Here is a 26,641-nt window from a genome sequence, read left to right as displayed (position 1 = left end):
GCCAGATCGTCACCTGTCGCCGCTTGTCTTGGCCGGTGGCGCGGCCATGCTGCCCACATGAGATTTCGTGACGGCTGCGTGCTGGCGCTTGTCGCCGGGCTTGGCTGGGGCGCCACGGCCGGCGCGGAGCCCCGGCCGCCGGTCATGCTGCCGGGATTGCAGCGCGATGGCTCGGTGCTGCTGCCCAACCAGTGGTCGTTGCGCCCAGCCGGCCGCCAGGTGGTCGTCGGTGATTTTCCGGTCAACCTCGCCCTCCATCCCGGCGGACGTTTTGCGGCCGTGCTGCACTGCGGGTATTCGCAGCATGAGATCCGCCTCCTCGACCTGGCCTCCGGCCGGCAAGTTTCCCAAGTCGCGCTCGACGAATCGTTTTATGGGCTCGCCTGGTCCGCCGACGGCCAGCACCTCTACGCCAGCGGCGCCACGCTCGAGACCGTCCATGTCTTTGCCTTTGCCGACGGGCTGCTTTCGTCTCCGGCGGATTTCCGCGTGCGACCTGAGAAGGAAACCGGCGTGCCGGTCGGGCTCGCTACCGACAAAACGGGGGCGCTTTATGTCGCCGAAGGCTGGGGCCAGCGGGTGGACAAGCTTGAGGCGGCCTCGGGCCAGCCCGTCTGGTCGGTCTCCCTCGCCACGGCGGCGCCAGTTTCAGTCACCGACCCCGAGGGGCCGCGGTGGCAACCTTCCGATGCGACCGATGCACCGTTCCCGTATGCTTGCCTGCCCGATCCGTCGCGCGGCCGCCTCTATGTCAGCCTGTGGGGCCGCGCCGCCGTGCTCGTGCTGGACGCGAAGAGCGGCGCCGAACTCGCCCGCTGGCCCGTCGGCCCGCACCCGAATGAAATGGCCCTCTCCGCCGACGGCCGCCTCTTCGTGGCCGAGGCCAACACCAACACGGTGAGCATCCTCGACCCGGCCGACGGCCGCGTGCTCGAAACGTTGTCTACCTCGCCCACCCCCGGGGCCCTGCCGGGCTCGATGCCCAACAGCCTCGCGCTCTCCCCCGACGGCCATCTGCTCTTCGTGGCCAACGCCAACAACAACTGCGTGGCCGTCTTCGACGTTTCCGCGGCCCGCCGGACGGTTTCACTCGGCCTTGTCCCGGTCGGCTGGTTTCCGACCAGCGTGCGCGTGAGCGCCGACGGCCGCACGCTCGTCGTCGCCAACGGCAAGGGCGTGATCTCCGCCGCCAACCCCGCGGGCCCGTTTCCGGGGGACCCGCGGCCACGCAACCTGCAGGACTACATCGGCAGCCTCTTCAAGGGCACCGTCAGCCTCATCGCGCTGCCCGCGGCCGACCGGCGGACCGCGGTGTTTGGCGCCTGGACCCGGGAGGTTCTCGCTACCCAGCCCGTCGCGACGTCCGCTAGGCCCGCCGGGAGCCCGGTGCCTGCCGCGCCCGGCGAGGCGTCGCCGGTCCGGCACGTCATCTACGTGGTGAAGGAGAACCGCACCTACGACCAGATGCTGGGCGACCTGCCCGGGGGCAACGGCGCACCGCAACTCTGCCTGTTTCCCGAGTCTGTCACGCCCAACCACCATGCGCTCGCCCGTGAATTCGTGCTGCTGGATAATTTTTATGCCGACGGCGAGGTCTCGGCCGACGGCCACGAGTGGTCGATGGGGGCCTATGCCAGCGACTTCGTCGAGAAGACCTGGCCGCTCAATTACGGCCACAACCAGCGCAATAAGATCGGCTACCCGAGCGAGGGAGCCTACGCCATCGCCGCGCCCGAACGCGGCTACCTCTGGGACCAGGCTGCGCAGGCCGGAGTCAGCTACCGCAGCTACGGCGAATTCGTGTTCAACGGCCGCCGGGCCACCGATCCCGCCCGGCCCTCCCTCCCCGTGCTGCGCGAGCACATCGACCCGCTCTACCGCGGCTTCGATCTCGACTACCCCGATGTGAAGCGTGCCGAACGCTTCATCGCCGAGCTGCAGCGGTTCGAAGCCCGGGGCGACATGCCGCGCCTGCAGGTCGTGCGCCTCGGCAACGACCATACTTCCGGCACGCTCGCCGGCGCCCTCACCCCCCGGGCCCTCGTCGCCGACAACGACCTCGCCCTTGGCCGGCTGGTCGACGCGGTCAGCCATTCGAAGTTCTGGACCGATACCGCCATCTTTGTGCTGGAGGACGACGCACAAAACGGCCCCGACCACGTCGACGCGCATCGCAGTCCGTGTCTGGTCATCAGCCCCTACACCGCCCGTCACTCGGTCGATTCGACGCTCTATTCCACCACCAGCGTGCTCCGCACGATCGAACTGATCCTCGGGTTGCAGCCCATGTCGCAATTCGACGCCGCGGCCGCGCCGATGCACGCCGCCTTCACCGCGACCCCCGATCCGACCCCTTTCACCGCCCGCCCGGCCCAGGTCGACCTGAACGAGCGCAACCCGGCCGGCGGCTGGGGCGCGAAGGAATCGGCCCGCATGGATTTTCGCGAGGCCGACCGCGCCGATGACATCGCGCTCAATGAAATCGTCTGGCGTTCCGTCAAGGGCGCCGGCTCGCCCATGCCCGCGCCGGTCCGTGCCGCCTTTTTCAAGGCCCGCGCCAGGACGGACCGGGACGACGATTGAGGCGGGCGGCCGCGAATCCGGCACGCTTCAGAAGGTTGGCCACCGTGCGCCGCAAGCGCCGCACGGTGTCAACCGGCCCAAGCCGGGACTCCGTCCCCTTGCAAATCACCGACCACCTGCTAGGGACGAAGGCATGCGTTGCCTTGTTGCCGTTCTTGCCACCCTGACACTGGCCGCCCCGGCGCCCGCGGCCGAGCCCCGCGAACTCTTTGACGGCCGCGACCTCGCCGGCTGGGAATTCACGACCAACCCGGCCACCGCCATCGCCACGGTCTGCACGGTCCGGCCCGACGGCGTCATCGCCGCGACCGGCCAGCCGGTGGGCTTCATCGCCACCACGGCGGCCTATTCGAACTACCGCCTGCATGCCGAATGGCGCTGGCCGGGCAAGCCGGGCAACAGCGGCGTGCTCGTGCACATCAGCTCCGGCCCCAGGGATCGCGTGTGGCCGCTTTGCTACCAGGTGCAGATGAAGAACAAGTTCGTCGGCGACCTCCTGCCCATGGCCGGCGCCACCTTTGCCGAACCGCTCACGAGCGTCCCCGGCGCGGCGACCGCCATCAAGGGGTATACCGCCCCCGACAGCGAAAAGCCCGCCGGCGAGTGGAACACGTGCGACGTCATCTGCCGGGGCGACACGATCGAGGTCATGGTCAACGGCGTGCGGCAAAACCGGATCACGGGCTGCTCGTTACATGGAGGTAAAATCGGGTTCCAGTTCGAGGGCACGCCCTTCGAGCTGCGCCACGTCACGCTGGTCGGACTTGACTAACCGCGCCGGAACCGGCCGTCTGTCCTTCCCCCTGTCCCGTCGCCATGTTGGAAGACATCCCTCCCAGTCATCCCGAGTTCTGGAGTTCGCGCTATCTCAGCGCGAACACGCCTTGGGATTTCGACGGCGTGCCGGCCGATCTGCGGGAATTTCTCAAGCGCAAGGACACCGGCTCCAACCCGCAGGCCCGCGGCAAGGTGCTCATCCCCGGCTGCGGCCTCGGCCACGAGATCAAGGCGTTCAGCCAGGCCGGCTACGACGTGACGGCGATCGACTTCGCGCCCGGCGCCGTCGAGCGCGCCCGCCGGCTCAACGGCACCGCGCTGGCCAGCCGCATCATCCTCGGGGATTTCTTCAGCCACGATTTCGCGCCCAACTCGTTCGACTATGTCTACGAGCGCGCCTTTCTCTGCGCGCTGCTGCCGGAACGGCGCGAGGTCTACCGCGCCCGCATGGCCAGCCTGCTGAAATACCAGGGCGCGCTGCTCGGCTATTTCTACTACCAGAAGCCGGTGCTCTCGGAAGGGCCGCCCTACGGCTTCGCCTGGGGCACGGCCGACGAGCTGTTCGCCCGTTATTTCCTCCTGGTGAAGGATTCGCCCGTCAACGACTCCGTGCCCATGTTCGCCGGCCGCGAACGCTGGCAGGAGTGGCGCCGCACCTCGTTCAAGGGTTGAGCGGGCTTGCGCGGCTCCGCGCCGCCGCCACCATGCCGGTATGAACGACGCCGGCTTCTATGAACAACTGGCCGCCCTCGGGCGCGAGGGCACGGCGTTCGTGCTCGTCATCCTCACCGAGTCGCTCGGCAGCACGCCCCAGGACACCGGGGCCAAGATGCTCGTCACCGCCGCCGGCCTGCACACCGGCACCGTCGGCGGCGGCAAGGTCGAGGCCAAGGCCATCGGCGTCGCACAGGCAATGCTCGCCGGGGCCACGGCCGCACCGCGCTTCGTCAACTGGACGCTCAGGACCGATGTCGGCATGACGTGCGGCGGCTCGGTGAAACTTTATTTCGAGCCGCACGCCGGCGGCGGTGCCGGCGCGGCGTGGCCCGTCTGGGTCTTCGGCGCCGGCCATGTCGTCCAGGCGCTCGTGCCCGTGCTCGCCCCACTCGACTGCCAGCTGACCGTCGTCGACCCGCGCCGGGAGTGGCTCGACAAGCTGCCGCGGGCCCGCAACGCCCGCTACGTCGAAGCCGCCGAGCCGGCCGGCCTGGTGCCGACGATGCCCGACCACGCTTTCCTGCTCTGCCTGACCCAGGGCCACGCTTCCGACCGCCCCGTGCTGCAGCGCGCGCTCGCCGAGCGGCACTTTCCCTTCGTTGGCGTCATCGGCAGCGAAGCCAAGGCGGAGGTGCTCCGGAAAGAGCTCATTGCCGCCGGCCTGCCCGCCAAGCGCGCGAAGGAATTCCACTGTCCCGTCGGCCTGTCCTTCGGCAGCAACGACCCGCGCGAGATCGCCCTGAGCATCGCCGCCCAGCTCCTGACCGAGCGGGACCGATTGCGCGCCGGGGCAAAATAACCCGTCGTCAACCGGTCCGTTCGAATACGAACAGGTGGTTGAGCCCGCCCTGAAACCTCGACCGGTGCAACAGCCGGAACCGCGGCGCGGCAAAGATCCGCTCCGTGTCCGCCGGCTCGAAGCCGTAATGCTCCTCCAGCGACATGCCGTCGATCAACCGCAGGAAGCGCAGCACCGCCAGGATGTGGTCCACCGTTTTCGCCGGCACCGTGATGATCACCCGGCCGCCGGGCTTGAGCAGCTCATGACAGGCTGTCGCGAGCGCCTGCTGCTCCTTCGTCGGCACGTGCTCCAACACGGCCAGCATCGTTACCGCATCCCAGCCGCCCTCCGCCGGCCGTGCCGCCGGGAAGAACCCGGGGATAATCGTGAACTTGGGCGCGTCCAGCACCGTCTTTCGCAGCGGCTCAATGCCAAACCCGCGGATCAGCCGGTCGCCCAGGGCTTGGAAAAGTTCGCCTTCATGCGCGCCGATGTCGATGACCCGGGTGCCGGCCGGGATGAACCGCATCGCCTGACGCATCCGCCACTGCTGGATGAAACGATCCAACGCCTTCATGCCGGTCCAGTCAGCCGCGACTGAATCGAGGCGAAGATCGCCTCGCCCGTCGCGGGCGAGGCCAGCGGCACCTCGCCGCCGGGTGGACCGAACGCCGCCACCGCGTCGCGCAGCGCCTCGCGCACCGAGAACGCCAGCATCAACGGCGGCTCGCCCACGGCCTTGCTGCCGTGGATGGTGTTGGACTGCGCGGCCCGGGGCAAAAGCGTGACGTTGAATTCGACAGGCGCGTCGCTGAACGCGGGAATCTGGTAGGTGCTGGCGCTGTGCGTGAGCAACCGGCCTTGCTTGTCCCAACGCAGTTCCTCGCGCGTGAGCCAGCCCATGCCCTGCACGAAGCCGCCCTCGATCTGGCCGCGGTCCACGCCGGGGTTGAGCGAGTCGCCGACGTCATGGACGATGTCCACGCGCCGCACGCGGTGCATGCCGGAGAAACCGTCCACCTCCACCTCCGCCACGGCCGCGCCGCAGGCGAAGTAGTGGAACGGCCGGCCCTCGGCCTTGACCCAGTCCCACTTCACGCCGGGCGTCTTGTAGTAGCCGGTCGACGAAAGGCTGATGCGCTCCGCGTAGGCCTTGGCGCAGACCTGGGCGAAGGGGAGACGGGCCGACGGGTTCGATTTTGCGAAAACCTCGCCGTTTTCGAAAACTATTTCTTGCAGGTCTGGCTTTATGCCCGACATGTCGGCGGTAAACCCCGCCCTACCTGCCGAAAGCAGGCCCGCCGCCACCGGCAGCAGCCGCTCGCGGAGCGTGGCGCACGCCGCCGCCACCGCCGCGCCGTTCAGGTCGGCGCCGCTCGACGCCGCCGTGGCCGAGGTGTTCGGCACCTTATCGGTGCTGGTGGTCATCAGCCGGATGCTGGCGGCGGGGAGGCCGAGCTCGCGCATGGCGACGCCGAGAATCTTGGTGTGCAACCCCTGCCCCATCTCGGTGCCGCCGTGATTCACCTGCACCGAGCCGTCCTGATAAATGTGCACCAGCGCGCCGGCCTGGTTGTAGTGCGAGAGCGTGAAGCTGATGCCGAACTTCACCGGCGTCACCGCCAGCCCGCGCTTCATGTGCGGATTGGCCCGGTTCCATTGGTCGACCTCGGTGCGCCGCTTGGCGAACTCCGCCTGCGCGAGCACCTGTTGCCAGATATGCTGGATGCGGTTGTCGCCGATGTCCTCGTTGTAGTGCGTGCGGTTGGTTTCGCCGGTCCCGTGGTAAAGGTTGCGCTCGCGCACGACCGCCGGCGGCAGGCCGGTTTGGCGCGCGATGCGATCGATGATCTCCTCGATGACGATCATGCCCTGTGGGCCGCCGAAGCCGCGGAACGCCGTGTGCGACGTCACATTGGTCTTCGCCACCCGGCCGCTTAAATGCACCGCCGGGATGTAGTAGGCGTTGTCGAGGTGGAACAGCGCGCGGTCGTTGATCGCCGTGGACAGGTCGAGCGACCAGCCGCCGTCCGACACCAGCTCGACCTGCGCGGCGAGCAACCGCCCGTCGTTGTCGTGGCCGATGGAAAACCTGGCATGGAACGGGTGCCGCTTGCCCGTCAGCTTCATGTCGAGGTCGCGGTCGAGCTGCACGCGCACCGGCCGGCCGGTCTTCACCGCCGCCAGCGCCACCAGCGCCGCGAAGCCGTTGCCCTGCGTTTCCTTGCCGCCGAAGCCGCCGCCCATGCGCGGGGCCTGCACGACGACCTTGTGTCGCGCCACATGCAGCACCTCGGCGACGATGGCCTGGATCTCCGACGGATGCTGGGTCGAGGAATTGACCAACACGCTGCCTTCCTCGCCCGCCTCGGCCCAGGCCGCGTGCGTCTCGAGGTAGAAATGCTCCTGCCCGCCAAATTCGAACTCGCCTTCGAGCCGGGCCGGCGCCGTCCCCAACGCCGTCGCGACATCGCCGCGCTTCAGCGCGTGCGGCTCGGTGTGGTAGCTGCCCGCCGCGATGGCGGCCGGCAGGCCGATGATCGCGGGCAACGGCTCGTAGTCCACCTCGACCAGCGCCGCGGCGGCGCGGCACGCCGCGAGCGAATCTCCGACCACCCAGGCCACCATCTGACCGTGGAAAAGAATCTCGTCCTGCGCCAGCAGCGGCTCGTCGTGCCGCACCGGGCCGGTGTTGTTCTCACCGGGGATGTCCTCGGCCAGCAGCACGGCGTGAATGCCCAGCGCCTGCCGGGCCTTGGTGGCGTCGCGCCGCAAAATCTTCGCGTGGGCGTGCGGCGCGCAGACCGGCCAGCAATCGAGCATCTTCCGGCGCTGCGCCGTGTCGTCCACATACAGCGCCCGGCCGGTCACGTGGCCGACGGCGCTCTCGTGCCGCAGGTTGCGGGAGGCATCTTCGATTGGCCACCGGCTGTCGCCGGCGAACCCCAGATCGGCGTCCTGCGCCTGGCTCTGTTCGCCCGAGACGAATTTCTCCCAGAGGCTGACGACCAGACCGCGCCGGTAGTCGGCACCGCTGCGGGCATCGTCGATCGGCTTGAAAGTGTCATGGAGGAGGTGCGCCACCGCCGGATCATTCAGCTTCTTGCCCACCAGCGCCGTCTCGGCCTTCAACGCCCGTAGCGGCATCGCCGCCACGCCGCCGTAGGCAATGCGCGCCTTGCGGACGATACCGCCGGCATCGAGGTCCACACAGAACGCCGCCGCCACGATGCTGATGTCGAGCTCGCGGCGCTTGGAGACCTTGAGGAAATCCACCCGGCGCGTCAGGCCGCGGGTCGGCCCGCCGCGCGGCAACACGATCTCGCGCATGATCTCGCCGGGCTTCAGCACGGTCTTGCGGTAGGCGGTGAAGAACTCGGCCAGCGGCACCGTGCGCTCGCCCTTGGCGGTGACGAGCACGACGCTCGCGTCGAGCGTCAGCAGCACCGGGGCGCTGTCGCCGATGGGCGACGCCGTCACGAGGTTGCCGCCCAGCGTGGCACGGTTGCGGATCTGGCGGGCGGCGAACACGCGCAGCATCTTCGCAATGGAGGGATACTCGTGGCCCAGCACCTCCTCGACGTTGGTCAGCGTGGCGCCGGCGCCGATGTGCCAGGCCTCGGTCGTCGCGGTGATGCGCGTCAGTTCCGGCACGCCCTCGGTGGAGATGAGCAGCGGGAACGCCTTGAACTTCTTGTTCAACTCGACGCCGATCTCGGTCGCGCCGGCCACCAACTGGGCCGCCGGGTAGGTGGCGAGCAGCGTGAACATCCCCGGCAGCGACGTGGGGCGGAAGAACTTCGCCTCGCCCGCGGTGTAGTTGAGCGCCATGGGCGGATGCACCGGGACCTGCAAGCGGGCGGCAAAGTGATCGGTTGTAGGGTCGGCGCTTGCGCCGACCTTCGGCGCGGTCGGCGCAAGCGCCGACCCTACATTGCGCTGGGCGAGCGCCGCCACCGCCGCATCGCGGATCGGCCGGTAGCCGGTGCAGCGGCAGAGATTGCCACAGAGCTGGTCGCTGACCTGCCATGGCTCCTTGCAGCCGTCCCGGTAATAGGCCTCGAACATCGAGACCACGAAGCCGGGCGTGCAATAGCCGCATTGGGAGCCGTAGTGCTCCACCATCGCGGCCTGCACCGGGTGGAGCTGCTTTTTGTCGGCGCCGCATTGCGCGAGGCCCTCGACCGTCACGATCTCGCGGCCGGCGAACATCGGCACCAGCGCGATGCAGCTATTGAAGGCGCGGTAGGTCGCTTTGCCCTTCGCATCGCGGTCCACCAGCGCCACGGAGCACGCACCGCAGTCGCCCTCGGCGCAGCCTTCCTTGGCGCCCGTCAGGCCGTTGGCGCGCAACCAGGCCAGCAGCGTGGTGGTGGACGCCACGCCCGCGGTGGAGACGGCACGGCCGTTGACGATGAGGTCGAGACTGGCCGGAGCCGCCGGGTCAGATGGCCGGACGGTTGACATCCTTGTAATAGAGATAGCTCGCGGGGACCTTGCCCATGGCGACAAACCACTGCGCGCAATACGGCGCCATCCAGACGGCGTCGCCCGCCTGCACCGGATACCAGCTGTCCTCGAGGCGGTAGACGCCCGCGCCGCCGAGCATGACGAGGCCGTGCTCCATGACGTGCACCTCCACGAACGGCAGGTGGCCGCCCGGTTGGTAGGCGAAAATGTTCACGGCCAGGTCGAAGGCCGGCTCGTCGGGCAGCAGCACCTGCAGGTTGGCCGCCGGGTCGCCGAGGAACGCCGCGCCCTTCACCTTGGCCGCATCGCCGATGATGGCCTTGGGCAGGGGCGTGCCGGGAAGCGCGACATACTTTTTCTGGAAAAGCGTCAGCTGCGTGCCGGCCTTGGGCGTGGCTAGGCTCCACGACTGGCCGGCGGGCACGTAGAAAAACCCGCCGGCGCCGATCTTCGCCTTTTCCTTCCCCACCGTCAGCGCGCCGCCCCCGTGCACGACGTAGCCAAAGGTCTGCGTGCCGCTCGCCGGCTGCGCGGCGCGGCCGTCGGCCGTGAAGGTCACCAGCAGCTGCGCGAACTTCGCGCCCATGGCCTCGTTGAACAGGACGACCGTCGTCGCGCCCGTGATGCCCGGCACGGAGCTGTTCACGTGGTTGCCCGGCGTGATCAGGGCGTGGCGGGCGGCGATGCGGGCGCGGGTGTGGCCAAAAAGGTCGGACATGTCAGGTGTGGGTTGGGCGCAGAAACTGACCCTTCGGCGAGCCGGATGCAACCCCGCCGTCAGCCCATACGGGGCAGCCGCGGACATAAGTATGGGTCACACGCGTCCGGTTGGCCCGGCCGACATACGGGCTGATCCGGTGGCGCGTCCACAGGTCGTCCGCCTTGATGGTCCGCTTGGGGCCGAACTCGACGAGGGTGAAATCCGCGTCGCGCCCCTCGGCCAGCAGGCCCTTGCGGTCGTCGATCCGGAAGCGGCGCGCGACATTCCGCGCCAGCACCGCCGCCAGCCGCGGCAGATCCTGGTCCGCCGTCGCGGCACATTCGTTCATCAGCAGCTGGAAACCATGCTGCACGCCGGCGATGCCGCCCCAGATTTCAAAGAAGTTTTTCGCCGTCTTCATCTCCGGCGGCGACGGCGAGTGATCGGACCCGACCGTCTGGATATGGCCGGCCCGCAGCTCCTGCCACAGCGCCAGCCGGCGCTTCTCGTCGCGGATCGGCGGAGCGCACTTGGCCGGGGCGCCGAGCTTCGCAACGTCCTTGTCGTTCAACAAAAGGTAATGCGAGCAAGTCTCGGCCGTCACGTCGACGCGCTGGGCCCGGGCCTCGGTGATGAGGGCGACGCCCTCCGGACTGCTGACGTGCACGACGTGCAGCGCGCAGCCGGTCTCGCCGGCGAACTCGAGCGCCTGGCGGATCGCGCCCAGCTCGACCTCGACCGGGCGCGACGCGAGCCAGGCCTTGGCGTCATGCCGGCCCTTCGCCTGCTGCTCCGCGGTGAACTTCGCCGCCAGGGCGTCGTCCTCTGCGTGCACCGCCACGAGCAGGCCCAGCTTGGCGGCGCGCTTCATGCCCTCGTAAAGCGACTTGGCATCGACGCGGGGAAAACTGTCGATGCCGCTGTTCGACATGAACGCCTTCAGGCCGATCGCGCCGGCGTCGCGCAGGCCGGCCAGCTTGTCGAGATTGCCCGGCACCAGCCCGCCCCAGAGCGCGAAGTCCACGCATGATTGCTGCTCGGCCAGTTCGCGCTTCACGCGCAACGCGGCGGCGTCCAGCACGGGCGGCTCGGAGTTGAGCGGCATGTCGAAGAAGCAGGTGCCGCCGCCGGCCGCGAGTGCGAGGGAACCATGGGCCAGCCCCTCCCATTCCGTCCGGCCGGGCTCGTTGAAATGCACGTGGGCGTCGACGATGCCTGGGAAGACATAACGGCCGGCCGCGTCGAGTTCCGTGTGCGTCGGATCGGTGACCTCCGGCGCCAGCCGCACGATCTTGCCGTGCAGGATCCCCAGCTCGGCGGCCTGCACGCCGTCGGGCGTCACGACCCGGCCGCCCCGGACCACAAGGTCGAGCACTTCGGGTTCGGTCGCCTCGACGAGATTTTTTCCGCGCCGTTTCATCCGCGCTGATCCTTCGCCAGTCGCTCCAGGAAGTCGGTCACCACCGCCAGCGCCACGGCCAGGTCCTTGGGTGAGGCGTATTCATCCGGGTGATGGCTCAATCCGTCCCGGCACCGCACCAAGAGCATCGCGACCGGTGTCAGCGCGGACATCACCACGCCGTCGTGGCCGGCGCCGCTGACGAGCGAGAGCGATTTGCCCTGCACCGCTTTCACGCTCTGTTCGAGCCAGGCGGTCAACGATGGCGAGCAGGCCACCGCGCCGTTCTCCTGGGTGCGTTGCCAGGCGCGGCTGAGCTTCCGGCGGCCGGCAATCCGCGTGGCCAGCCGGCCGATCGCCATCAGCCCCTGGCGGCGCCGGCGGTCATCGGCATGACGAACATCAAGGGTGTGGACCACGGAACCGGGAATCACATTGGCCGCGCCGGGCGAAACCGTGAGCGTCCCGACGGTCGCCACCAATCCCGGCATGCGGCGCGCGATGGCCTCGACCCCCGAAATAAATTCAGCGACACCAGCGAGCGCGTCGCGGCGCAGCGCCATCGGCGTCGTGCCGGCATGCCCGGCCTTGCCGGTCCAGGTCAGCTTGAAGCGGCTCTGGCCCGCGATGGCCGAGACGACGCCCACGGCGAGTTTCTTTGCCTCGAGCACCGGGCCCTGCTCGATATGCACCTCGATGTAACCTAATAAGTTACTTTTGCTGTGCGCTGCCTTGAGGTGGAGCGCGTTGACCCCAACGCGCTTGCTTGAATGTCCTGGGGTCAGGCCGTTCCACCTTTGGATCGCTTCGCTCACGCTGACGCCATCGGCATCGCACATGGCCAGATCCTTCGCGGTCAGCTTCCCACAATAACCCTTGCTGCCGAGGTAGGCGCTGGCGAAACGCACGCCCTCCTCCTCGGAGAAGCCGAGCACCTCGACATGGAAGGGCAAATGCACCCCGCGGCGCTTCAGCTCCGCGAGCGCCACGATCGGCAGCAGCACGCCGGGCGGCCCGTCGAACCGGCCGGCGTCGCGCACCGTGTCGAGGTGCGAACCGAGCAACAGGGTCTTGGCCTTGGGATTGGCCGACGCGAGCCGCCCGATGAGATTGCCGACGGCATCCACCCGCACCTTCAGCCCGGCGGCCCGCATGCAATCGCCCACGAGCCGGTTCGCCCGCTGCATGGCCGGCGAAAGGAAGGTCCGGCTCAACCGGCCCGGCTCGTCCGTGATGTGGCCGAGCTCGTCCAGCATCGAGACGAGGAGCTGCGCCGCGTTGCTCATTTTCTAGATTTCCCTCTCTGCCTAACAGCTGCGCAGTCCTCATAGTATTCAACTATGTTGGCTATGTCTGTGCCTGTTGCAGAGAACAGCTCATGCTCATTCCAGCATAGATCACGCAAAACCTCATAAAACGGGACTAATGCAATGTGCTTCTCCAGCTCACTCACCTCTTCGGAGTGACGTACTACACCGTAAACCAACTTCTTCTGCCATTTTAGGCCAGGCCATAATCTTTCTCGGACCTTTGTTTTAGCCGTGGAGTTAAATTTCTTTTCAATCCAAGCAGTGACCGATTCGGAAATAATTTCAGGCGATCTTTTCCACGCCGTCGTCCTAGCTTTGCCAATTTTTTTTGCCCGCTCGTTAGTCAACGGCGTCACGTAACTGACGGGATTAAAGCTGACCTGTGATTCAATGTGCCAAGCTTCAATCGATCCTTTTTTTGTTCGAACGCCCAATAAATCGATTTCGGCAACACCGTCTCTCACACCACGAATAGTAAAGAACCCTTGTCGGTTCATCCACTCTTCGACGAGGTTTTCAGCTAGAAGGGACATTCTCAGCTCCCGCGGTAGGTGCTGTAGGCCCAGGGCGTGACGAGCAGCGGGACGTGGTAGCCGACCGCGGCATCGGCGATGGCAAACCGGACCGGCACGCGGTCGAGGAACGGGCTGTCCTCCAGATGCGTGACGAAATAATCCTTCACAAAGAACACCAGCTCGTAGCTGCCGACGGCCATCTCGGCCCCGGTCAGCAGCGGGCCGTCGGTGCGGCCGTCGGCGTTGGTGGTGACGGCCTTGAGCATGGTGTGCTTGCCGTCGTTTTTCCAAAGCTCGATGCGCATCCCGGCGGCGGGCCGGCCGGTGGTGAGGTCGAGGACGTGGGTGCTGAGTTTGCCGGGCATAAGAGAATGAATTCTCCGCGGATGACGCTGATTAACGCGGATAAAGGCAGTGTAGTGATCGAATCATCCGTGTCCATCCGCGTAATCCGCGGTTAATTCCGCTTCAGGACGTCTTGCAGCCGGAGCCAGGCGATTTTTTCGATTTCGGCCAGGGCGGTGTCGCGCTCGACTGCCGGGGTATGCGGCAGGCGGGCCGACATCGCGGCGAGGATGGCCGCCTTGGCGTTAAGCCGGGCGCAGATGATGAAGGGAAAGCCGAACTTCACCTTGTAGGCGTCGTTGAGCCGCGTGAATTCCGCCAGCTCGGTGTCAGTCAGCTGGTCGAGCCCGGCACTGGCCTGCTCGCGGGTGGACTCCGCGGTGAGTTTCTTTTGCTGTGCCAGTCGCCCGGCGAGGTCGGGATGGGCGCGGATGAGGGCCCGTTGCTTGTCGGCCGGCGCGGCGCGCATGGCCGCGCAAAGCGCGGCGTGCAGGGCCTCGGCGGAGGCGAAGGGCCGGCGCAACCAGCCCTGCTCCGCCACCCACGGCGAGTGCTCGAACAGGTGGCCGAGCGCCGCGGTGAACGCGGCGCGGTCGGCTTGGTTCAGATAATCGAGCGAAGGCATCAGAGGGAAACCACGAATGGACGCGAATTCACACGAATGCCTCATCCAAAACCAATTCGTGTCTATTCGTGTCCATTCGTGGTTAATTTATCACGGCAGCAGCTCGTAGGCCGGGAGCGACAAGAACTCGTCGAACTCGGCGCTCTTCGACATGCGCATGAAGAGCTCGATTGCCGCCGGGAAATGCCCGCTGTTGTAGCGCTCGTCACCGTATTCGGCGCGGATCGCGACCAGCTCGGCGGGCAGCAACTCGTCGTAGAGCTTCGCTGTGACGGGCCGGCCGTCGGTGAGCTTCGCACCGAACTTCAGCCACTGCCAGAGCTGGGCGCGGGAGATCTCCGAGGTGGCGAGATCCTCCATCAGGTGGTGGATCGGCTCGGCGCCGGAGCCGCCCAGCCAGGCCTCGAGGTAACGGACGCCGACGTGCAGATTCCAACGGACGCCGGCCTCGGTGATCGGGCCCGACAGCGGCGCGAGCAGGTCGGCGGCGGTGACCTTCGCCTCATGGATGACATGGAGCTGGTTCGGCCCTTTCATGTGCTCGCCGAAGGCATCGAGCGCGGTCTGGACCAGGCCGGGGTGTGCGACCCAGGTGCCATCGTGGCCGGCTTTCACTTCGCGGGTCTTGTCGGCGCGGACCTTGGCGAGGGCGGCGGCGTTGGCGGCGGGATCATTCTTGATCGGGATCTGCGCGGCCATGCCGCCCATGGCGTAGGCGCCGTGACGGTGGCAGACATTGATGACGTGGGTGACGTAGGCGCGGAGGAACGGCACCTCCATGGTGATGAGCGTGCGGTCCGGGAACATGTAGCCCGGCCGGTTCCGGAGTTTCTTCACCATGCTGAACATGTAGTCCCAGCGGCCGCAGTTGAGGCCGGAGGCGTGCTCGCGCAACTCGTAGAGGATCTCCTCGGCCTCGAAGGCGCCGGTGATGGTCTCGATCAGCATCGTGCAGCGGATGGTGCCGCGCGGGAGGCCGAGCGCGGCCTGGGCGTGGACGAAGACGTCGTTCCAGAGGCGCGCCTCGAGGTGGCTCTCCAGCTTGGGCAGGTAATAATACGGGCCGCTGCCGCGCGCGATCAGCGCCCGGGCGCAGTGGAAGAAATGCAGGCCCCAGTCGAAAAGCGAGGCGGAGATGCGCGCGCCACGGAAATGCACGTGCTTCTCCTCCATGTGCCAGCCGCGCGGGCGGGCGACGATGACGGCGATCTTGTCCTTCAGCGCGTATTTCTTCCCCTCGGGCGAGGTGTAAGCGATGGTGCGACGGGCGGCATCGCGCAGGTTGATCTGGCCCTCGAGGCAGTTCTCCCAGGTGGGCGAATTGGCGTCCTCGAAATCGGCCATCCAGCACTGCGCGCCGGAGTTGAGGGCGTTGATGGCCATCTTGCGGTCGACCGGGCCGGTGATCTCGGTCCGGCGGTCGAGCAGGTCGGGCGGGATGGGCGCGACCTTCCAGTCGCCGCCGCGGATGGCGGCGGTTTCCGGCAGGAAGTCCGGCAGTTTTCCGGCATCGATCGCCTGCTGACGTTCGACGCGCTTGGCCAGCAGCGCGAGGCGGCGCGGGCCGAATTTCTCGAGCAGCCCGGCGACAAACGCGCCGGCCTCGGGGGTCAGGATCTCGTTATAACCGGGGTGCAGCGGGCCGCGAATCTCCAGGCCGCTGATGGAGGGATAGGAACTCATGTTGGTAGCCGGGCAGCAAAGCCGGGGAGTCCCGCCCTGTCAGCACCAGAGTGGTAGGGCGAATCCTCCGGATGAGCCGCGGCTCGTCGGGACGACTCGCCCTACCCGACACTTTCACCCTTCAACTTTCACCCGCCCTGTGTTCTCATGCCGCCCGATGAGTAACGAGAATTTCATGCGCGAAGCGATCAAGCTCGCTGACGAGGGCATGGCGGCCGGCCGCGGCGGACCGTTCGGCTGCGTCGTCGTCCGGTCGGGCCAGATCGTCGGCCGCGGCAACAACCGCGTCACCTCCACCAACGACCCGACGGCGCACGCCGAGGTCACGGCCATCCGCGATGCCTGTGCCAATCTCAAGACCTTTCAGCTCACCGACTGCGAACTCTACACCAGCTGCGAGCCTTGCCCGATGTGCCTCTCGGCCATCTACTGGGCGCGCATCCCGACCGTCTATTACGGCAACACGCGGGCGGACGCGGCCGCCATCGGCTTCGACGACGACTTCATCTATCAGCAGGTGCCGCTGGCGCCGGAGAAGCGCGCGATCAAGATGCAGCCCTTCCTGCGGGATGCCGCGCTGGCCAGCTTCAAGGGCTGGGCGGCCAAGCAGGACAAAGTGCGCTACTGAATACCAGCAATCGCACCAAGATCACGGACGATGAATGCGCGGTGCTGGCCGCGTGGATGAAGGCGCGGTCCAACCGAAGTAGCGATCCCGACCGTGCACTATGCGATTGCCCGGTTCCGAGGAGCAGCGTAACCTCGTCCCGCTCATGAATATCCTCCTCCGCCCCTGCCGCGCACTTGCTCCGCTGATTTTCATCGTGCTCTGCCTGACCGGCCAGCTGGCCGCCCAAACCCCGACAACGAACATACCTCCTCCTGCAAACCCGCCTGCCGCGACACCGAAAACCCCGGCCGAACCGGGCGTGAGCGGGGTGGAGAATTCCGTCGTGAAGGTTTTTTCCACCGTCCGCTACCCCGACCTCTATCGGCCCTGGACCAAGCAGGCGCCCAGCGAATTGACCGGCTCCGGGGTGGTCATCGAGGGTAAGCGCATCCTCACCAACGCCCACGTCGTGCTCTATGCCAGCCAGGTCCAGATCCAAGCCAGCCAGGCGGGGGACAAGATTTCCGCCTCGGTGGTCGCGGTCGCCCCCGGCATCGACCTCGCAGTGTTAAAACTGGATGACGAAACCTTTTTCGACACGCATGCGCCGCTGGCCCGGGCGAACACGCTGCCTGACGTCAAAGATGCGGTGATGGCCTACGGCTTTCCGACGGGCGGCACCAGCCTCTCGATCACCAAGGGCATCGTCTCGCGGATCGAGTTTGTGCCCTATAATTTCCCGACCTCGGGCCTGCGCATCCAGATCGACGCGGCCATCAACCCCGGCAACAGCGGCGGCCCGGCCATCGCCGGCGACAAAATGATCGGCCTCGCCTTCAGCACCCTCAACAACACCCAGAACATCGGCTACATCATTCCCAACGAGGAGATCGATTTTTTCCTGCGGGACATCGCGCGGGGGCCCTACCAGGGAAAACCCGCCATGTTCGACGAGCTCCAGACCCTGGAGAATCCGGCGCTGCGCGCCTACCTCAAGCTCGACAAATCCGTCGAAGGCATCGTCGTCCACGAACCTTATGAATCCGACCCCGCGTATCCCCTGAAGGAGTGGGACGTCATCACAAAGGTCGGTGACACAAGCATCGACGACCAGGGCATGATCAAACTCGGGTCGAACCTTCGTGTTCGTTTCCAATACCGCATTCAGCAGATAGCGCAGAACGGCAAGGTGCCGCTCACGCTGGTCCGCACGGGCCGGGAGCTCAAAGTCGACCTGCCCGTCTCGCCCGACCGGCCAATGCTGATTCCTGACCTGAAAGACGCCTATCCCTCTTATTTTGTGTTCGGGCCGCTGGTGTTCTCCAAAGCCACGGCACAGCTCCTCGGATCGTTTAGCGCCAACGCCAACCTCGTCGTCATGCTGAGCGCGATCCGCAGCCCGTTGGCCGTTCGGCGCAGCGACAAGCCGGCGTTCCCGGACGAGGAACTCGTGATTCTCTCCTCGCCGTTTTTCCCCCACCGGCTCGCGAAGGGCTACGGTCCCCACGTCGGGCACGTGCTCAAGACGGTCAACGGCACCGCCGTCCGGAATCTGCGACACCTCGTCGGCCTGTTGCGGGACTCCGCAGACGAGTTCATCACCCTGGAGTTCGACAACCACGGCGGCGAGGCCCTGGTTTTCCCGCGCAAGGAGATGCTGGCGGCGACCGACGAGATCCTGAATGACAACGGCGTGCGGGCCCAGGGCTCGCCCGATATGCTGGAGGTCTGGAACGCCAAACCGGCGAAATAAGCCGGGCTGTCGACAGGTCCCCATCCGTGCGTCCGCCATGGCGCGCGGATTTTTCATGTAACCTCGGCGCGACATCCGGGTTCTATCACGGCACGCGCCCGTTCCATCCTTCATCCTGTCGATGCACACCGATCTACGCCTCGCCTTCCGCCAGCTGGCCAAAGCCCGCGGCTTCACCCTTGTCGCCACCTTCACGCTCGCCGTCGGCATCGGCTCCTCGACGGCCATGTTCAGCACGCTGCGAGCCCTCGTCGTCCATCCTTTCGACTACCCCGAATCCGACCAGCTCGTCCAGGTCTGGTCCGGCGACGGCTGGCCCCTCTCCCCGGCCGACTTCCTCGATCTCCATGAGCAGAGCACTTCCTTCGCGCAATTCGGCGTCTATGGCCCGGGCACGGTCAACGTCGGCAGCGAAAACGCCCAGGCCGTCGCCGGAGTGAGGGCGACCCCCGGCGTCCTGGCTGCCTTTGGGATCGCTCCGCTGCGCGGACGCCTGCTCGGGCCCGACGATTGCCTGCAGGGCGCCGCGTCCGTGGCCGTCGTCAGCTACAGCCTGTGGCAGCAGGCCTTCGCCGGCGATCCCGACCTTGTCGGCCGCAGCATCCGCGTCAACGGCGGCGACGCCACCGTGGTCGGCATCATGCCCGCCAGCTTTGAGTTCGCCGCCCCGTGGATGCGCACCGAGGACTGCCAGATCTGGCTCCCCTACTCCATGGATGAGAAAGAGCGCAAGCAGCGGGACAGCCATTACCTCTGCGGCCTCGCCCGCCTCAAGGCCGGCGTCACACCCGGCACCGCCGACGCCGAGATCAAGGCCATCGGCAAAAAGCTGACCGCGCTCTACCCCGACTCCAACACCCGCAAGGAATTCCTCGTCCGCTCCCTCCGCGTCGAAATGACCAAGGACGTGGGCGGGAAAATCTGGCTGCTCTTTGGCGCCGTGGCGCTGGTGCTGCTGGTCGCCTGCGCCAACGTGGCCTCGATGCTCCTCGCCCGCAGTGCGCAGCGTCAGGGCGAGTTCGGTGTGCGCGTCGCCCTTGGCGCCACGCGCGGCCGGCTCGTGCGGCTCGCCCTGACCGAAAGCCTCGTCCTCGCGGCCCTCGGCGCCGCACTGGGTCTTCTGATTGCCTTTGGCGGCAATGCCGTGCTGAAGGCCGCCGCCCCCGTCGGCGAGGCCCGCAGGGCCGCCATCACGATCGATGGCTTCGCGCTGCTTTTCGCCCTCGGCGCCAGCCTGCTCACCGCGCTGTTCGCCGGCATCCCGCCCGCGCTCGCGGCCGCCCGCACGTCCCTCGCCGGGATCATCCGCAGCGACGCGCGCGGCGCCGTCGGCTCCCGTTCCCGCCACCTCATGCTGCGCACGCTGCTGATCGCGCAGATTGCCGTCGCCTTCGTGCTCGCCAACGGCGCCGCCCTCTTCTCGGCCAGTTATTTCAAGATCATCGGGCAGAACAAACTCCTGGCCACCGACTACGTCCTCTCGGCCAAGCTCAGCCTCCGCGGCGACATCTACAAGGAGAACGAGGACCGCGTCCGCCTCTGGCAGACCCTCGCCGGGCGCCTCGGCGCCCTCCCGGGTGTCACGTCGGTCGGCCTTACCTCCAAGCTCCCGCTCGAGGGCGGCAGCAACACCAACGCCCTCGTCAACGACGAGGCCTACGATCCCGCCCAGAAGCGGACCAGCGTCGAGCGCTCGTCCGTGACCCCGGGTTATTTCGAGACCATGGGCATCGCCCTGGTGCGCGGCCGCAATCTTACGCCGGCGGACGACATGTCCAAGGACGGCCTTCTCGGCGTGGTGGTGAACCGCGCCTTCGTCGAAAAATGCTGGCCCGACAAGAACCCGATCGGGCAGGTCTTCCGCGCCAACCAGCCCAAGGACCCGTGGTATACCGCCACCGTCGTCGGGGTCGTCGAGAACGTGCGCCAGTGGAATGCCACGGCCAAAGTCCAGCCCGAGATGTATACGACCCCGCCGGGCCATTGGGGCAACACCGTGTATGTCAACCTGCGCTCCACCCAGCCCGCCGCCTTCCTCGTCCCGCTCCTCCGCTCGACCGTCGCGAGCATCAGTCGCGAGCTGCCGCTCAAGGACATCCGCACCCTCAACCAGGTCGTGCAAAAAGCCACCGCCGGCGAGCGCGCCGTCACGGGTCTCGTCGACTTTTTCATGGCCACCGCGCTCGGCCTCGTGGCCGTCGGCCTCTACGGCACGCTCAGCTACCACATCGTGCAGCGCACCCGCGAAATCGGCGTGCGCCTCGCCATCGGCGCCCTCGGCGGCGACATCCTCCGGCTCGTCCTCGGCCAGGGCCTGCGCTGGGTCGCCTTGGGCCTCCTGCTCGGCCTCGCCGGCACCCTGGCCCTCACCAAGGTGCTGCAGGGACTCGTTTACGACATGGACGGGCTGACCGCCTCGCCGCTCCTGCTTGCCGCCGCCGTCGTCACCGGCACCGGCACCCTGGCCATCCTGCTCCCCGCCTGGCGCGCCTCGAAGCTGGACCCCCTCGTGGCCCTCCGCACGGATTGAGCGCGCCCCCGCGCCCGGGTGCAAAAACTACTCGCAAAACGGGCCGACCGGTGCACGTTTCGACCCCATGTCCGCTCACAATCTCACCCGCGAATACCAGAGCCCGGTCCCGCCCCGTCTCGACGACGAGGACGACGACCGCGACGATCCCACCCCGAAGCCCACCGCCACGCCGGTCGGCGCCCTGATCCAGAAGAAATTCCTGGAGCAGCGGAAAATCTTCCTGTGGGGCGCGGTAACCGACGAGACCGCCAAGGATCTCACCGAGAAGCTGCTCTACCTCGAGACCACCGGCCCGGGCAAGGACATCACCTTCTACATGAACACGCCCGGCGGCTCGATCACGGCCGGCATGGCGGTCTACGACACCATCAAGCTCATCACCTCCCCGGTGAAGATCGTCGTCACCGGCATGGCCGCGTCCATGGGCTCGATCCTCCTCTCCGCCGCCAAGAAGGGCAACCGCTACATCTACCCGCACGCCCGCGTGCTCATCCACCAGCCGCTCATCACCGGCCGGATGGTCGGCCCCGCCTCGGACATCAACATCCAGGCCAAGGAAATGGAGAAGCTCCGCCTCGAGCTGAACCAGATCCTCGCCACGGCCTCGGGCCAGCCGTTCGACAAGGTCGCCAAGGATTCCGACCGCGATTTCTACCTGAACGCCGAGGAGTCCATCGCCTACGGCCTGGCCGACAAGATCGTCGACAAGATCTGAGCCTTAAAGGTGGAGCGCGGCCTCCGGACGCGCTTTCAGGATTCACGCCAAGGCAAACCCGTCCGGAGGCCGGGTTCCACCTCCAATCCAGCCCGCCATCCGGCGGGCTTTTTTATTTGGCCGGCGCGGACGGCGGCGCCAACTCGCTGAGCTGCCGCGCGAATTCCAGCGAGTGCTTCAGATCGCCGGCGGCGTCCGCCGTCGAGCGCGCCTCGGTCAGCAACGCCTTCAGCGCTTCCGGGGTCGGCGCCTTGGCCCGGGCGAGGTTCGCATAAACCTGCAGCGCCGCCGGCCGCGCGCCGTTGGCCGCCAGCAGGCCGGCCATCTCCCGCAGCAACGGCCAGTCCTCGGGCCGGATCGCGGTGAGCGCCGGCGCAAAGCCAATCGCGGCCACCGCGGCCGGCGGATCGTTTTCCGCCACCGCCAGCTTCGCAAGGGCCAGGCCCAGCGCCAGACCGGGTTGCTCGCGCAGCGCGCCCTTGAGTAAGGCGAGCGCCTCCGGTTTCCGCCCTTCGCGCCCCAGCAGATTCGCCCGCCGCATGACCGCATACGGGGCCGAACCCTGGTTCTCCAGCGGGACCCGGAACGGCCGGTAGAGCGGGTCGCCGATGGCCACGGCCTGCCAGCTCAGCGCCGGCAGCGCGTAATACACCGCGTCACCAAAGTTCTTCCCCTGCGCCAGGGCGCGCAGCAGCAGGTTGGGCCGGTGGGTGAACTCCAGGTAGGGCTCGAAGACGTTGCCCACGGTGGCGGTCACTCCGCGCGCCACGAACGGCCCGCACCAGCCCGCTGAGTCGGAACGGAGCGTCGTGGCCGAGAAACTGTGGATGTGCAGGGCCACGGCGCCGGGCGGAAAGGCAAAGCCCTCGCGGGCAAACGGGCCGTTGAGGTTCCCGGCATACCAGCCGAAATAAAGCACGGGGGCGTCGAAGCGCGCCTCCGCCCCGAAGGTCGCGCCGGTGGACTCCGTGTCGCCGTCGAAACCGAGTTCCCGCAGCTGCTTCTCCGTGGCCTGCAGCCAGTCATCGCCCTCCGCATGCGGTCCCTTGAGATCCACATAGTAGCGGCCGAGCAGCCCGGTGCGCTCGGCTTCCAGTGCGGCGGTGACCAGATGCCGGGCGCTCGCCCAGGTCGGTCCGTCAAGCCGCGTGACCTTGACCACCATCCCGGCGTCAGGCCCCGGCGGCCGGTCGTTGGCAAAGAGCGGATTGGGCACCAGCGCGGTGATGTCGTAGCCACCCTGCGCGATCAGGCTCAGCTCCGCGTCGACCGCCGATTCGTTCTTGTTCAGTTCCGCCGGGATCTTCCGGCCCGGCTTTTCCTCGAGCAGGGTCGGGTCGTTGTAGATGCGCAGCGGCACGCCGCGACAGACGACGAGGTAGGAAATCCGGTGGCTCGCCGGGGCGTAGCGCCGCCGGCCCAGTTTATCGAGCAGGCTGCTGGTCGTGCCCTCGATCCAGCCGCGCCGGAGCAGTTCGTCCTGCACCGGTTGCCAGACCTGGTCGATGAACTCGCGCCAGGTGATGTTCTCGGCCTCGGGCAGCGGCAGGGCGAGGATGTTGGCGGCGGGCACCGCGCGCTGCTCCGCGTAGAACTCCGCGAGCCGGACCGATTCCGGCTGGCGCGAGTTGGCGAGAATGACGACGCGCGCCGTCAGGTCCGTTTCCGCCGCGACTCCGCCCGTCCAGAGCAACAGGCCAAGGACGAGGAGGCGCCGCTTCATGCGCGGCCCAACCGGAAACCCAGCCAGACCGACACCAGACAGAGCGAGACCGACAGCAACACGTTCGCCGTGGCGGCGCCCCACTGCCCCTTCTGCATCTGCTCGAGGGTCTGCCAGCTGAACGTGGAAAACGTCGTGAAGCCGCCGCAGAAACCCGTGACGAGCAGGTTGCGCATCGAGGCGCCCGTCGTGGTCTCGACCGGCCCGAGCCGCGCCATGAGCCAGCCAATCAGCAGCGAGCCGAGGACGTTGATGAGCAGCGTGGCCCACGGGAAACGGCCCGGCAGTGACAGCGCCACCAGCGCGCGGGCGACCGAGCCGGCCGCGCCGCCGAGGGCAACCCAGAGCAGTGCCGGCAGGACGCTCACGGGGTGTTCTTGATCGCCCGCTTGATCAGGGAGGCCCGCAGATACTTGTCGTCCTCGGCGTTCTTCCAGGCGGTGATCCAGATGCTGGCGAGCATCTGCCCGCCGGTCAGGAAGCGGGCCTTGATGAAGTCCTGCGCCTCGGTGCTGGTAGCAGCGACTTCGGCCTTGAACACCCCTTTCTTCTCCAAGGCGTAGAGCGGCTCGACGAGCTTGTTCTGCTCGATGAGATAATTCATGGTCGCAACGAAGAACGGATCGCGGCCGTCAGCCTGCTTGGCGAGGGCGAGCGGCTGCGCCGGAACGATGCCCGGTGCAATGTCGGCGAGCTTGAGCCCGGCTTTCGCGACAAAGCCGCCGTCAATCCAGCTGTGGAAGCCCGGCCAGGTCGTGTAGCCGTTCGGGTTGGCGCCGACCCAGCCGTTGTGGTGGACGGTGGTGTGCAGCGGCTGGGCGCAATCGCCGACGTAGTGGCCCATCACGCCCATGACGTAGACCACGTTGGCGCGGGCGTTGGCGACCTCGTCGGGCGTGCCGAGTTCCTCGAACACCTTGAGGTAAGAGAAGCCCGATTTCAGCCGCAGGTAATATTCCGTGATGGCCCACGGGGCGAACCCGGGCCACTCGCTGGTGTGGTCGGTGTTCTTCGCGGGATCGATGATCGGGAACTTGTCGCGATGCGTGGCGCGACCGGCGGCGAACTGGAGGATGAAGTCGAAACGGAAGGAGGGCACCTTGGCGGGGTCGAGGCCGGCGGCGGGCAGCTGCTCGAGGTCGCAAAAGTGGTCGGTCCAGCTGCCGCCGGACTGCTTCATCACCCCGTCCGGCACGTTGCGCCAGCGGTCGGGCTCGCCGGCGAGGAAGGCGATGCGGGCGGCATTGGCGGGCTCGCGGACAAACGCCGGGAAATCCGCCGGCAGCGCGGCCAGCGCCAGCTGGTTGACCATGCGATGGCCCTCGTAATCCCAGGCGGACCCCGTCACAGCGGCGAACAAAGCGGACAGCAAAACGAGGCGGCGGGCGGGCGGCGTGGTTTTCATGGGGGAAGCCTAGGGTTTGACCGGCGGCGGAGCGGGACGCAAGGCCGCGAGCGCGGCGGCATAGTTCGACACGCCCTCGGCCATCGCCTCGGCGATCTGCTGGCGGAACTCCGGCGTGGCGACGCGCCGCGCCTCGGCGTCGTTGGAAAGATAGGCGGACTCCACCAGCACGCCGGGGCACGACAACGTGCGCAGCACGGCGAGGCGGTAGCGCTTGTAGCCGCGATCGGAGGTCTTGAGATCGGTGATGAGCTGGCGATGCAGCATGTAGCCGAGCAGGGCGTTGGCCATGTCCTGTTTGTTGCCCGGATACCGGGTCTGGACCATGGCCTTGTCCTGCTCGGGCTGGGTGGAAACCTGGAACTGGGGCGTCAGCACGTAAGTCTCGGTGCCCGAGACACGCTCCGGCTCCCGGTCCACCGCGTTGAAATGGATGCTGAGGAAAAGATCCGCATGCTCCTTGTTGGCGACCTCGGCGCGCAGCGGCAGGTCGACCACCGGGTTGTTGGAGAAACGCTTGTCCGTGGTGCGCGTCATGACCACCCGGTAGCCGCGGGCTTCCAGCAGTTTTTTCAACCGTGACGCCACGTCGAGCGTCATGTCCTTCTCGTCGAGCTTGCGCCGCAGGTTCTGCTTGCCCGGGTCGGTCCCGCCGTGGCCGGGATCCAGCACGATGGTCTTCGGTGGCGCCGGCAGGAAGGCCGCGTGGTCGGCCGGCGCGAAGATCGGCGCGATCGTCTTGATGACATCCAGCTTGGGCACCCAGAGGTCGTCGCCGCTCAGGTAGGTCAGATCGCCCAGGAAGACGCGGGCGCCATCGAGATAAAAATCCCGCTCGTCCCGCTTGAAAGTGAAGCGCACGCCGCGCGCGTCGCTCAGCGTCATCTCCATGGCCGCCTTGGTCCAGGCGGCCTTGAGACCGTAGCGCTTGGCGATGTCGCGTACCGCGACGTAGTCGAGCCCGCGGAACCTGGTGAAAGGCCACAGCTGGGCCGGGCGGGTGGGCGCGGCGCGCACCGGTTCAGGCGGGGGCGGCGCCGGTTCGGCCTTGGCGGGAGCCGCGACGGAGACCGTTCCGGCCTGCTGGCCGGCCGGTGTTTGTCCGAGCCGGTCGCCCGGCAAAGGCGGCGGGGGCTGGGCCGGCGCCGAGCAGGCGGTCAGCAAGGTGAGGAGCAGCGACAGGCCGCGTGCGGAGGACCGCGCCATGGCATCGGCCTCCGGCTTACGGGGCGGCGGGCGGCGGCGGGCTGACCGGAGCCGTGGGCTGGTTCGGCGCGCGCACGTGGAACTTGGGCTTGCGCTTGTTCACGGGCAGCGGCGAGAGCATGACATTGATCTGCTTGCCGCTCAGCTTCGGTGGCGAATCGGGTGTGCCCATGGTCTCAAGGTCGGTCAGCGCGCGCTTCATGACCTCGAAGCCCATCTCGGTGTGCGCCATCTCGCGGCCGCGGAACTTGAGGCGGAGCTTCACCTTGTTGCCGTGGTCGAGAAACTCCTCGGCATGGCGGACCTTGGTGTTGAAGTCGCCTTTCTCGATGCGGACGGTGAATTCGATTTCCTTGAGCTTGGCGCCGGCCGGCTTGCTGTGGGCGTGCTTCTTCTGCTCCTCGTAGACGTATTTGCCAAAATCCATGATGCGGCACACCGGCGGGGTGGCGGCGGCGGCGACCTCCACGAGGTCGAGGTTGAACTGCAGCGCGAGGGCGATGGCCTTCTGCGTGTCCATGATGCCCAACTGGCGGCCTTCGGGACTGATGACGCGGACCTGGGGCGACTTGATCCGCATGTTACGGCGGATGGCGGCGAAGGGATCGTTGTTGCGACGGTTGTCGCGGTTATAGGGGGGGCGGCCGCCGGGCGAAGGAGAAGATAGTGCCATTCAGGTGGGAGGGATTGCTGGTCAGGTTGGTCGGGGGGCTGTTTTTGCCTCTAACGCGGGTGATGACAACACCTATTATTGAGAGGCGAAAAACGGCCTTTTCAGGCGCTGAAACCGT

General features: G+C 67.3%; 22 protein-coding genes. 8 read left to right on the top strand and 14 right to left on the bottom strand.

Annotation, left to right across the window (positions count from 1 at the left end):
* Positions 1-57 precede the first annotated feature (57 nt).
* The 4 genes from BLU29_RS10115 to xdhC all read left to right on the top strand — a co-directional run bounded on the left by BLU29_RS10115 (position 58) and on the right by xdhC (position 4,876).
* Positions 58-2,583 (top strand): SMP-30/gluconolactonase/LRE family protein, encoded by a 2,526-nt coding sequence (locus tag BLU29_RS10115; RefSeq protein ID WP_091057390.1) that lies wholly within the window; start codon positions 58-60, stop codon positions 2,581-2,583.
* Positions 2,584-2,716: 133 nt separating this feature from the next.
* The gene (locus BLU29_RS10110; RefSeq protein WP_157693769.1) at positions 2,717-3,355 is read left to right on the top strand and encodes a DUF1080 domain-containing protein; all 639 of its coding nucleotides are present in this window, start codon (positions 2,717-2,719) and stop codon (positions 3,353-3,355) included.
* Between the two features lie 44 nt (positions 3,356-3,399).
* Positions 3,400-4,032 carry a methyltransferase domain-containing protein gene (locus BLU29_RS10105; protein WP_091057384.1) on the top strand — a complete coding sequence of 211 codons (633 nt, stop codon included), beginning with the start codon at positions 3,400-3,402 and terminating at the stop codon, positions 4,030-4,032.
* 40 nt (positions 4,033-4,072) lie between these two features.
* Positions 4,073-4,876 carry a xanthine dehydrogenase accessory protein XdhC gene (xdhC, locus tag BLU29_RS10100; RefSeq protein ID WP_091057382.1) on the top strand — a complete coding sequence of 268 codons (804 nt, stop codon included), beginning with the start codon at positions 4,073-4,075 and terminating at the stop codon, positions 4,874-4,876.
* Between the two features lie 7 nt (positions 4,877-4,883).
* Here the strand turns inward: xdhC and BLU29_RS10095 are convergent, their stop codons facing one another.
* From BLU29_RS10095 to aceB, 9 genes are all read right to left on the bottom strand, one after another.
* Positions 4,884-5,435, bottom strand: coding sequence for a methyltransferase domain-containing protein (locus tag BLU29_RS10095; RefSeq protein WP_091057380.1), 552 nt, complete (start codon positions 5,433-5,435; stop codon positions 4,884-4,886).
* Entirely contained in the window at positions 5,432-9,325 is a 3,894-nt protein-coding gene (gene xdhB, locus BLU29_RS10090; RefSeq protein ID WP_091057377.1) for a xanthine dehydrogenase molybdopterin binding subunit, read from the bottom strand. Before xdhB ends, BLU29_RS10095 begins: the two co-directional genes overlap by 4 nt.
* Positions 9,303-10,046 carry a (S)-ureidoglycine aminohydrolase gene (allE, locus tag BLU29_RS10085; protein ID WP_091057375.1) on the bottom strand — a complete coding sequence of 248 codons (744 nt, stop codon included), beginning with the start codon at positions 10,044-10,046 and terminating at the stop codon, positions 9,303-9,305. The genes xdhB and allE overlap by 23 nt, the downstream gene beginning before the upstream one ends.
* 1 nt (position 10,047) lies before the next feature.
* Positions 10,048-11,448 (bottom strand): allantoinase AllB, encoded by a 1,401-nt coding sequence (gene allB, locus BLU29_RS10080; RefSeq protein ID WP_091057373.1) that lies wholly within the window; start codon positions 11,446-11,448, stop codon positions 10,048-10,050.
* Positions 11,445-12,713 (bottom strand): allantoate amidohydrolase, encoded by a 1,269-nt coding sequence (locus BLU29_RS10075; protein ID WP_091057371.1) that lies wholly within the window; start codon positions 12,711-12,713, stop codon positions 11,445-11,447. The genes allB and BLU29_RS10075 overlap by 4 nt, the downstream gene beginning before the upstream one ends.
* A complete protein-coding gene (locus BLU29_RS18025) occupies positions 12,710-13,270 on the bottom strand; it encodes a hypothetical protein (protein WP_157693768.1) in 561 nt (186 codons plus the stop codon). Before BLU29_RS18025 ends, BLU29_RS10075 begins: the two co-directional genes overlap by 4 nt.
* 2 nt (positions 13,271-13,272) lie before the next feature.
* On the bottom strand, positions 13,273-13,617 hold the full coding sequence (uraH, locus tag BLU29_RS10070) for a hydroxyisourate hydrolase (RefSeq protein ID WP_091057368.1): 345 nt from the start codon (positions 13,615-13,617) through the stop codon (positions 13,273-13,275).
* A 92-nt stretch (positions 13,618-13,709) separates the two neighbouring features.
* Entirely contained in the window at positions 13,710-14,222 is a 513-nt protein-coding gene (uraD, locus tag BLU29_RS10065; protein WP_172830246.1) for a 2-oxo-4-hydroxy-4-carboxy-5-ureidoimidazoline decarboxylase, read from the bottom strand.
* Between the two features lie 90 nt (positions 14,223-14,312).
* Positions 14,313-15,905 (bottom strand): malate synthase A, encoded by a 1,593-nt coding sequence (gene aceB / locus BLU29_RS10060; RefSeq protein WP_091057366.1) that lies wholly within the window; start codon positions 15,903-15,905, stop codon positions 14,313-14,315.
* 157 nt (positions 15,906-16,062) lie between these two features.
* Between aceB and BLU29_RS10055 the strand changes: the two genes are divergently transcribed.
* The 4 genes from BLU29_RS10055 to BLU29_RS10040 all read left to right on the top strand — a co-directional run bounded on the left by BLU29_RS10055 (position 16,063) and on the right by BLU29_RS10040 (position 21,516).
* Complete coding sequence (locus BLU29_RS10055; RefSeq protein ID WP_091057364.1) at positions 16,063-16,533, top strand: nucleoside deaminase; 471 nt, start codon at positions 16,063-16,065, stop codon at positions 16,531-16,533.
* 145 nt (positions 16,534-16,678) lie between these two features.
* A complete protein-coding gene (locus BLU29_RS10050; protein WP_091061074.1) occupies positions 16,679-18,268 on the top strand; it encodes a S1C family serine protease in 1,590 nt (529 codons plus the stop codon).
* Between the two features lie 121 nt (positions 18,269-18,389).
* A complete protein-coding gene (locus BLU29_RS10045) occupies positions 18,390-20,798 on the top strand; it encodes an ABC transporter permease (RefSeq protein ID WP_091057361.1) in 2,409 nt (802 codons plus the stop codon).
* 67 nt (positions 20,799-20,865) lie between these two features.
* On the top strand, positions 20,866-21,516 hold the full coding sequence (locus BLU29_RS10040) for an ATP-dependent Clp protease proteolytic subunit (RefSeq protein WP_091057360.1): 651 nt from the start codon (positions 20,866-20,868) through the stop codon (positions 21,514-21,516).
* Positions 21,517-21,628: 112 nt separating this feature from the next.
* Here BLU29_RS10040 and BLU29_RS10035 read toward each other — a convergent pair whose 3' ends face one another.
* Genes BLU29_RS10035 through infC form a run of 5 tightly spaced genes read right to left on the bottom strand, consistent with a single transcriptional unit; the run spans position 21,629 to position 26,523 of the window.
* Entirely contained in the window at positions 21,629-23,239 is a 1,611-nt protein-coding gene (locus tag BLU29_RS10035) for a TIGR03790 family protein (protein WP_091057357.1), read from the bottom strand.
* A complete protein-coding gene (gene crcB / locus BLU29_RS10030) occupies positions 23,236-23,607 on the bottom strand; it encodes a fluoride efflux transporter CrcB (protein WP_231962211.1) in 372 nt (123 codons plus the stop codon). Before crcB ends, BLU29_RS10035 begins: the two co-directional genes overlap by 4 nt.
* Positions 23,604-24,644, bottom strand: coding sequence for a hypothetical protein (locus tag BLU29_RS10025; protein WP_091057355.1), 1,041 nt, complete (start codon positions 24,642-24,644; stop codon positions 23,604-23,606). Before BLU29_RS10025 ends, crcB begins: the two co-directional genes overlap by 4 nt.
* A gap of 9 nt (positions 24,645-24,653) precedes the next feature.
* Positions 24,654-25,850: an N-acetylmuramoyl-L-alanine amidase gene (locus tag BLU29_RS10020; RefSeq protein ID WP_091057352.1), complete on the bottom strand. Its 1,197-nt coding sequence runs from the start codon at positions 25,848-25,850 to the stop codon at positions 24,654-24,656.
* A gap of 16 nt (positions 25,851-25,866) precedes the next feature.
* The gene (gene infC, locus BLU29_RS10015) at positions 25,867-26,523 is read right to left on the bottom strand and encodes a translation initiation factor IF-3 (RefSeq protein ID WP_091057350.1); all 657 of its coding nucleotides are present in this window, start codon (positions 26,521-26,523) and stop codon (positions 25,867-25,869) included.
* Between the last annotated feature and the right edge of the window lie 118 nt (positions 26,524-26,641).

It is taken from the genome of Opitutus sp. GAS368 (assembly GCF_900104925.1).
Taxonomy (GTDB): domain Bacteria; phylum Verrucomicrobiota; class Verrucomicrobiia; order Opitutales; family Opitutaceae; genus Lacunisphaera.
This window is presented reverse-complemented; position numbering and strand designations above follow the sequence as displayed.

Bases quoted from the DNA above. Each gene is read 5' to 3' on its own strand.
- BLU29_RS10115 (WP_091057390.1), top strand. From the start codon at position 58: ATGAGATTTCGTGACGGCTGCGTGCTGGCGCTTGTCGCCGGGCTTGGC.
- BLU29_RS10110 (WP_157693769.1), top strand. From the start codon at position 2,717: ATGCGTTGCCTTGTTGCCGTTCTTGCCACCCTGACACTGGCCGCCCCG.
- BLU29_RS10105 (WP_091057384.1), top strand. From the start codon at position 3,400: ATGTTGGAAGACATCCCTCCCAGTCATCCCGAGTTCTGGAGTTCGCGC.
- xdhC (WP_091057382.1), top strand. From the start codon at position 4,073: ATGAACGACGCCGGCTTCTATGAACAACTGGCCGCCCTCGGGCGCGAG.
- BLU29_RS10095 (WP_091057380.1), bottom strand. From the start codon at position 5,435: ATGAAGGCGTTGGATCGTTTCATCCAGCAGTGGCGGATGCGTCAGGCG.
- xdhB (WP_091057377.1), bottom strand. From the start codon at position 9,325: ATGTCAACCGTCCGGCCATCTGACCCGGCGGCTCCGGCCAGTCTCGAC.
- allE (WP_091057375.1), bottom strand. From the start codon at position 10,046: ATGTCCGACCTTTTTGGCCACACCCGCGCCCGCATCGCCGCCCGCCAC.
- allB (WP_091057373.1), bottom strand. From the start codon at position 11,448: ATGAAACGGCGCGGAAAAAATCTCGTCGAGGCGACCGAACCCGAAGTG.
- BLU29_RS10075 (WP_091057371.1), bottom strand. From the start codon at position 12,713: ATGAGCAACGCGGCGCAGCTCCTCGTCTCGATGCTGGACGAGCTCGGC.
- BLU29_RS18025 (WP_157693768.1), bottom strand. From the start codon at position 13,270: ATGTCCCTTCTAGCTGAAAACCTCGTCGAAGAGTGGATGAACCGACAA.
- uraH (WP_091057368.1), bottom strand. From the start codon at position 13,617: ATGCCCGGCAAACTCAGCACCCACGTCCTCGACCTCACCACCGGCCGG.
- uraD (WP_172830246.1), bottom strand. From the start codon at position 14,222: ATGCCTTCGCTCGATTATCTGAACCAAGCCGACCGCGCCGCGTTCACC.
- aceB (WP_091057366.1), bottom strand. From the start codon at position 15,905: ATGAGTTCCTATCCCTCCATCAGCGGCCTGGAGATTCGCGGCCCGCTG.
- BLU29_RS10055 (WP_091057364.1), top strand. From the start codon at position 16,063: ATGAGTAACGAGAATTTCATGCGCGAAGCGATCAAGCTCGCTGACGAG.
- BLU29_RS10050 (WP_091061074.1), top strand. From the start codon at position 16,679: ATGAATATCCTCCTCCGCCCCTGCCGCGCACTTGCTCCGCTGATTTTC.
- BLU29_RS10045 (WP_091057361.1), top strand. From the start codon at position 18,390: ATGCACACCGATCTACGCCTCGCCTTCCGCCAGCTGGCCAAAGCCCGC.
- BLU29_RS10040 (WP_091057360.1), top strand. From the start codon at position 20,866: ATGTCCGCTCACAATCTCACCCGCGAATACCAGAGCCCGGTCCCGCCC.
- BLU29_RS10035 (WP_091057357.1), bottom strand. From the start codon at position 23,239: ATGAAGCGGCGCCTCCTCGTCCTTGGCCTGTTGCTCTGGACGGGCGGA.
- BLU29_RS10025 (WP_091057355.1), bottom strand. From the start codon at position 24,644: ATGAAAACCACGCCGCCCGCCCGCCGCCTCGTTTTGCTGTCCGCTTTG.
- BLU29_RS10020 (WP_091057352.1), bottom strand. From the start codon at position 25,850: ATGGCGCGGTCCTCCGCACGCGGCCTGTCGCTGCTCCTCACCTTGCTG.
- infC (WP_091057350.1), bottom strand. From the start codon at position 26,523: ATGGCACTATCTTCTCCTTCGCCCGGCGGCCGCCCCCCCTATAACCGC.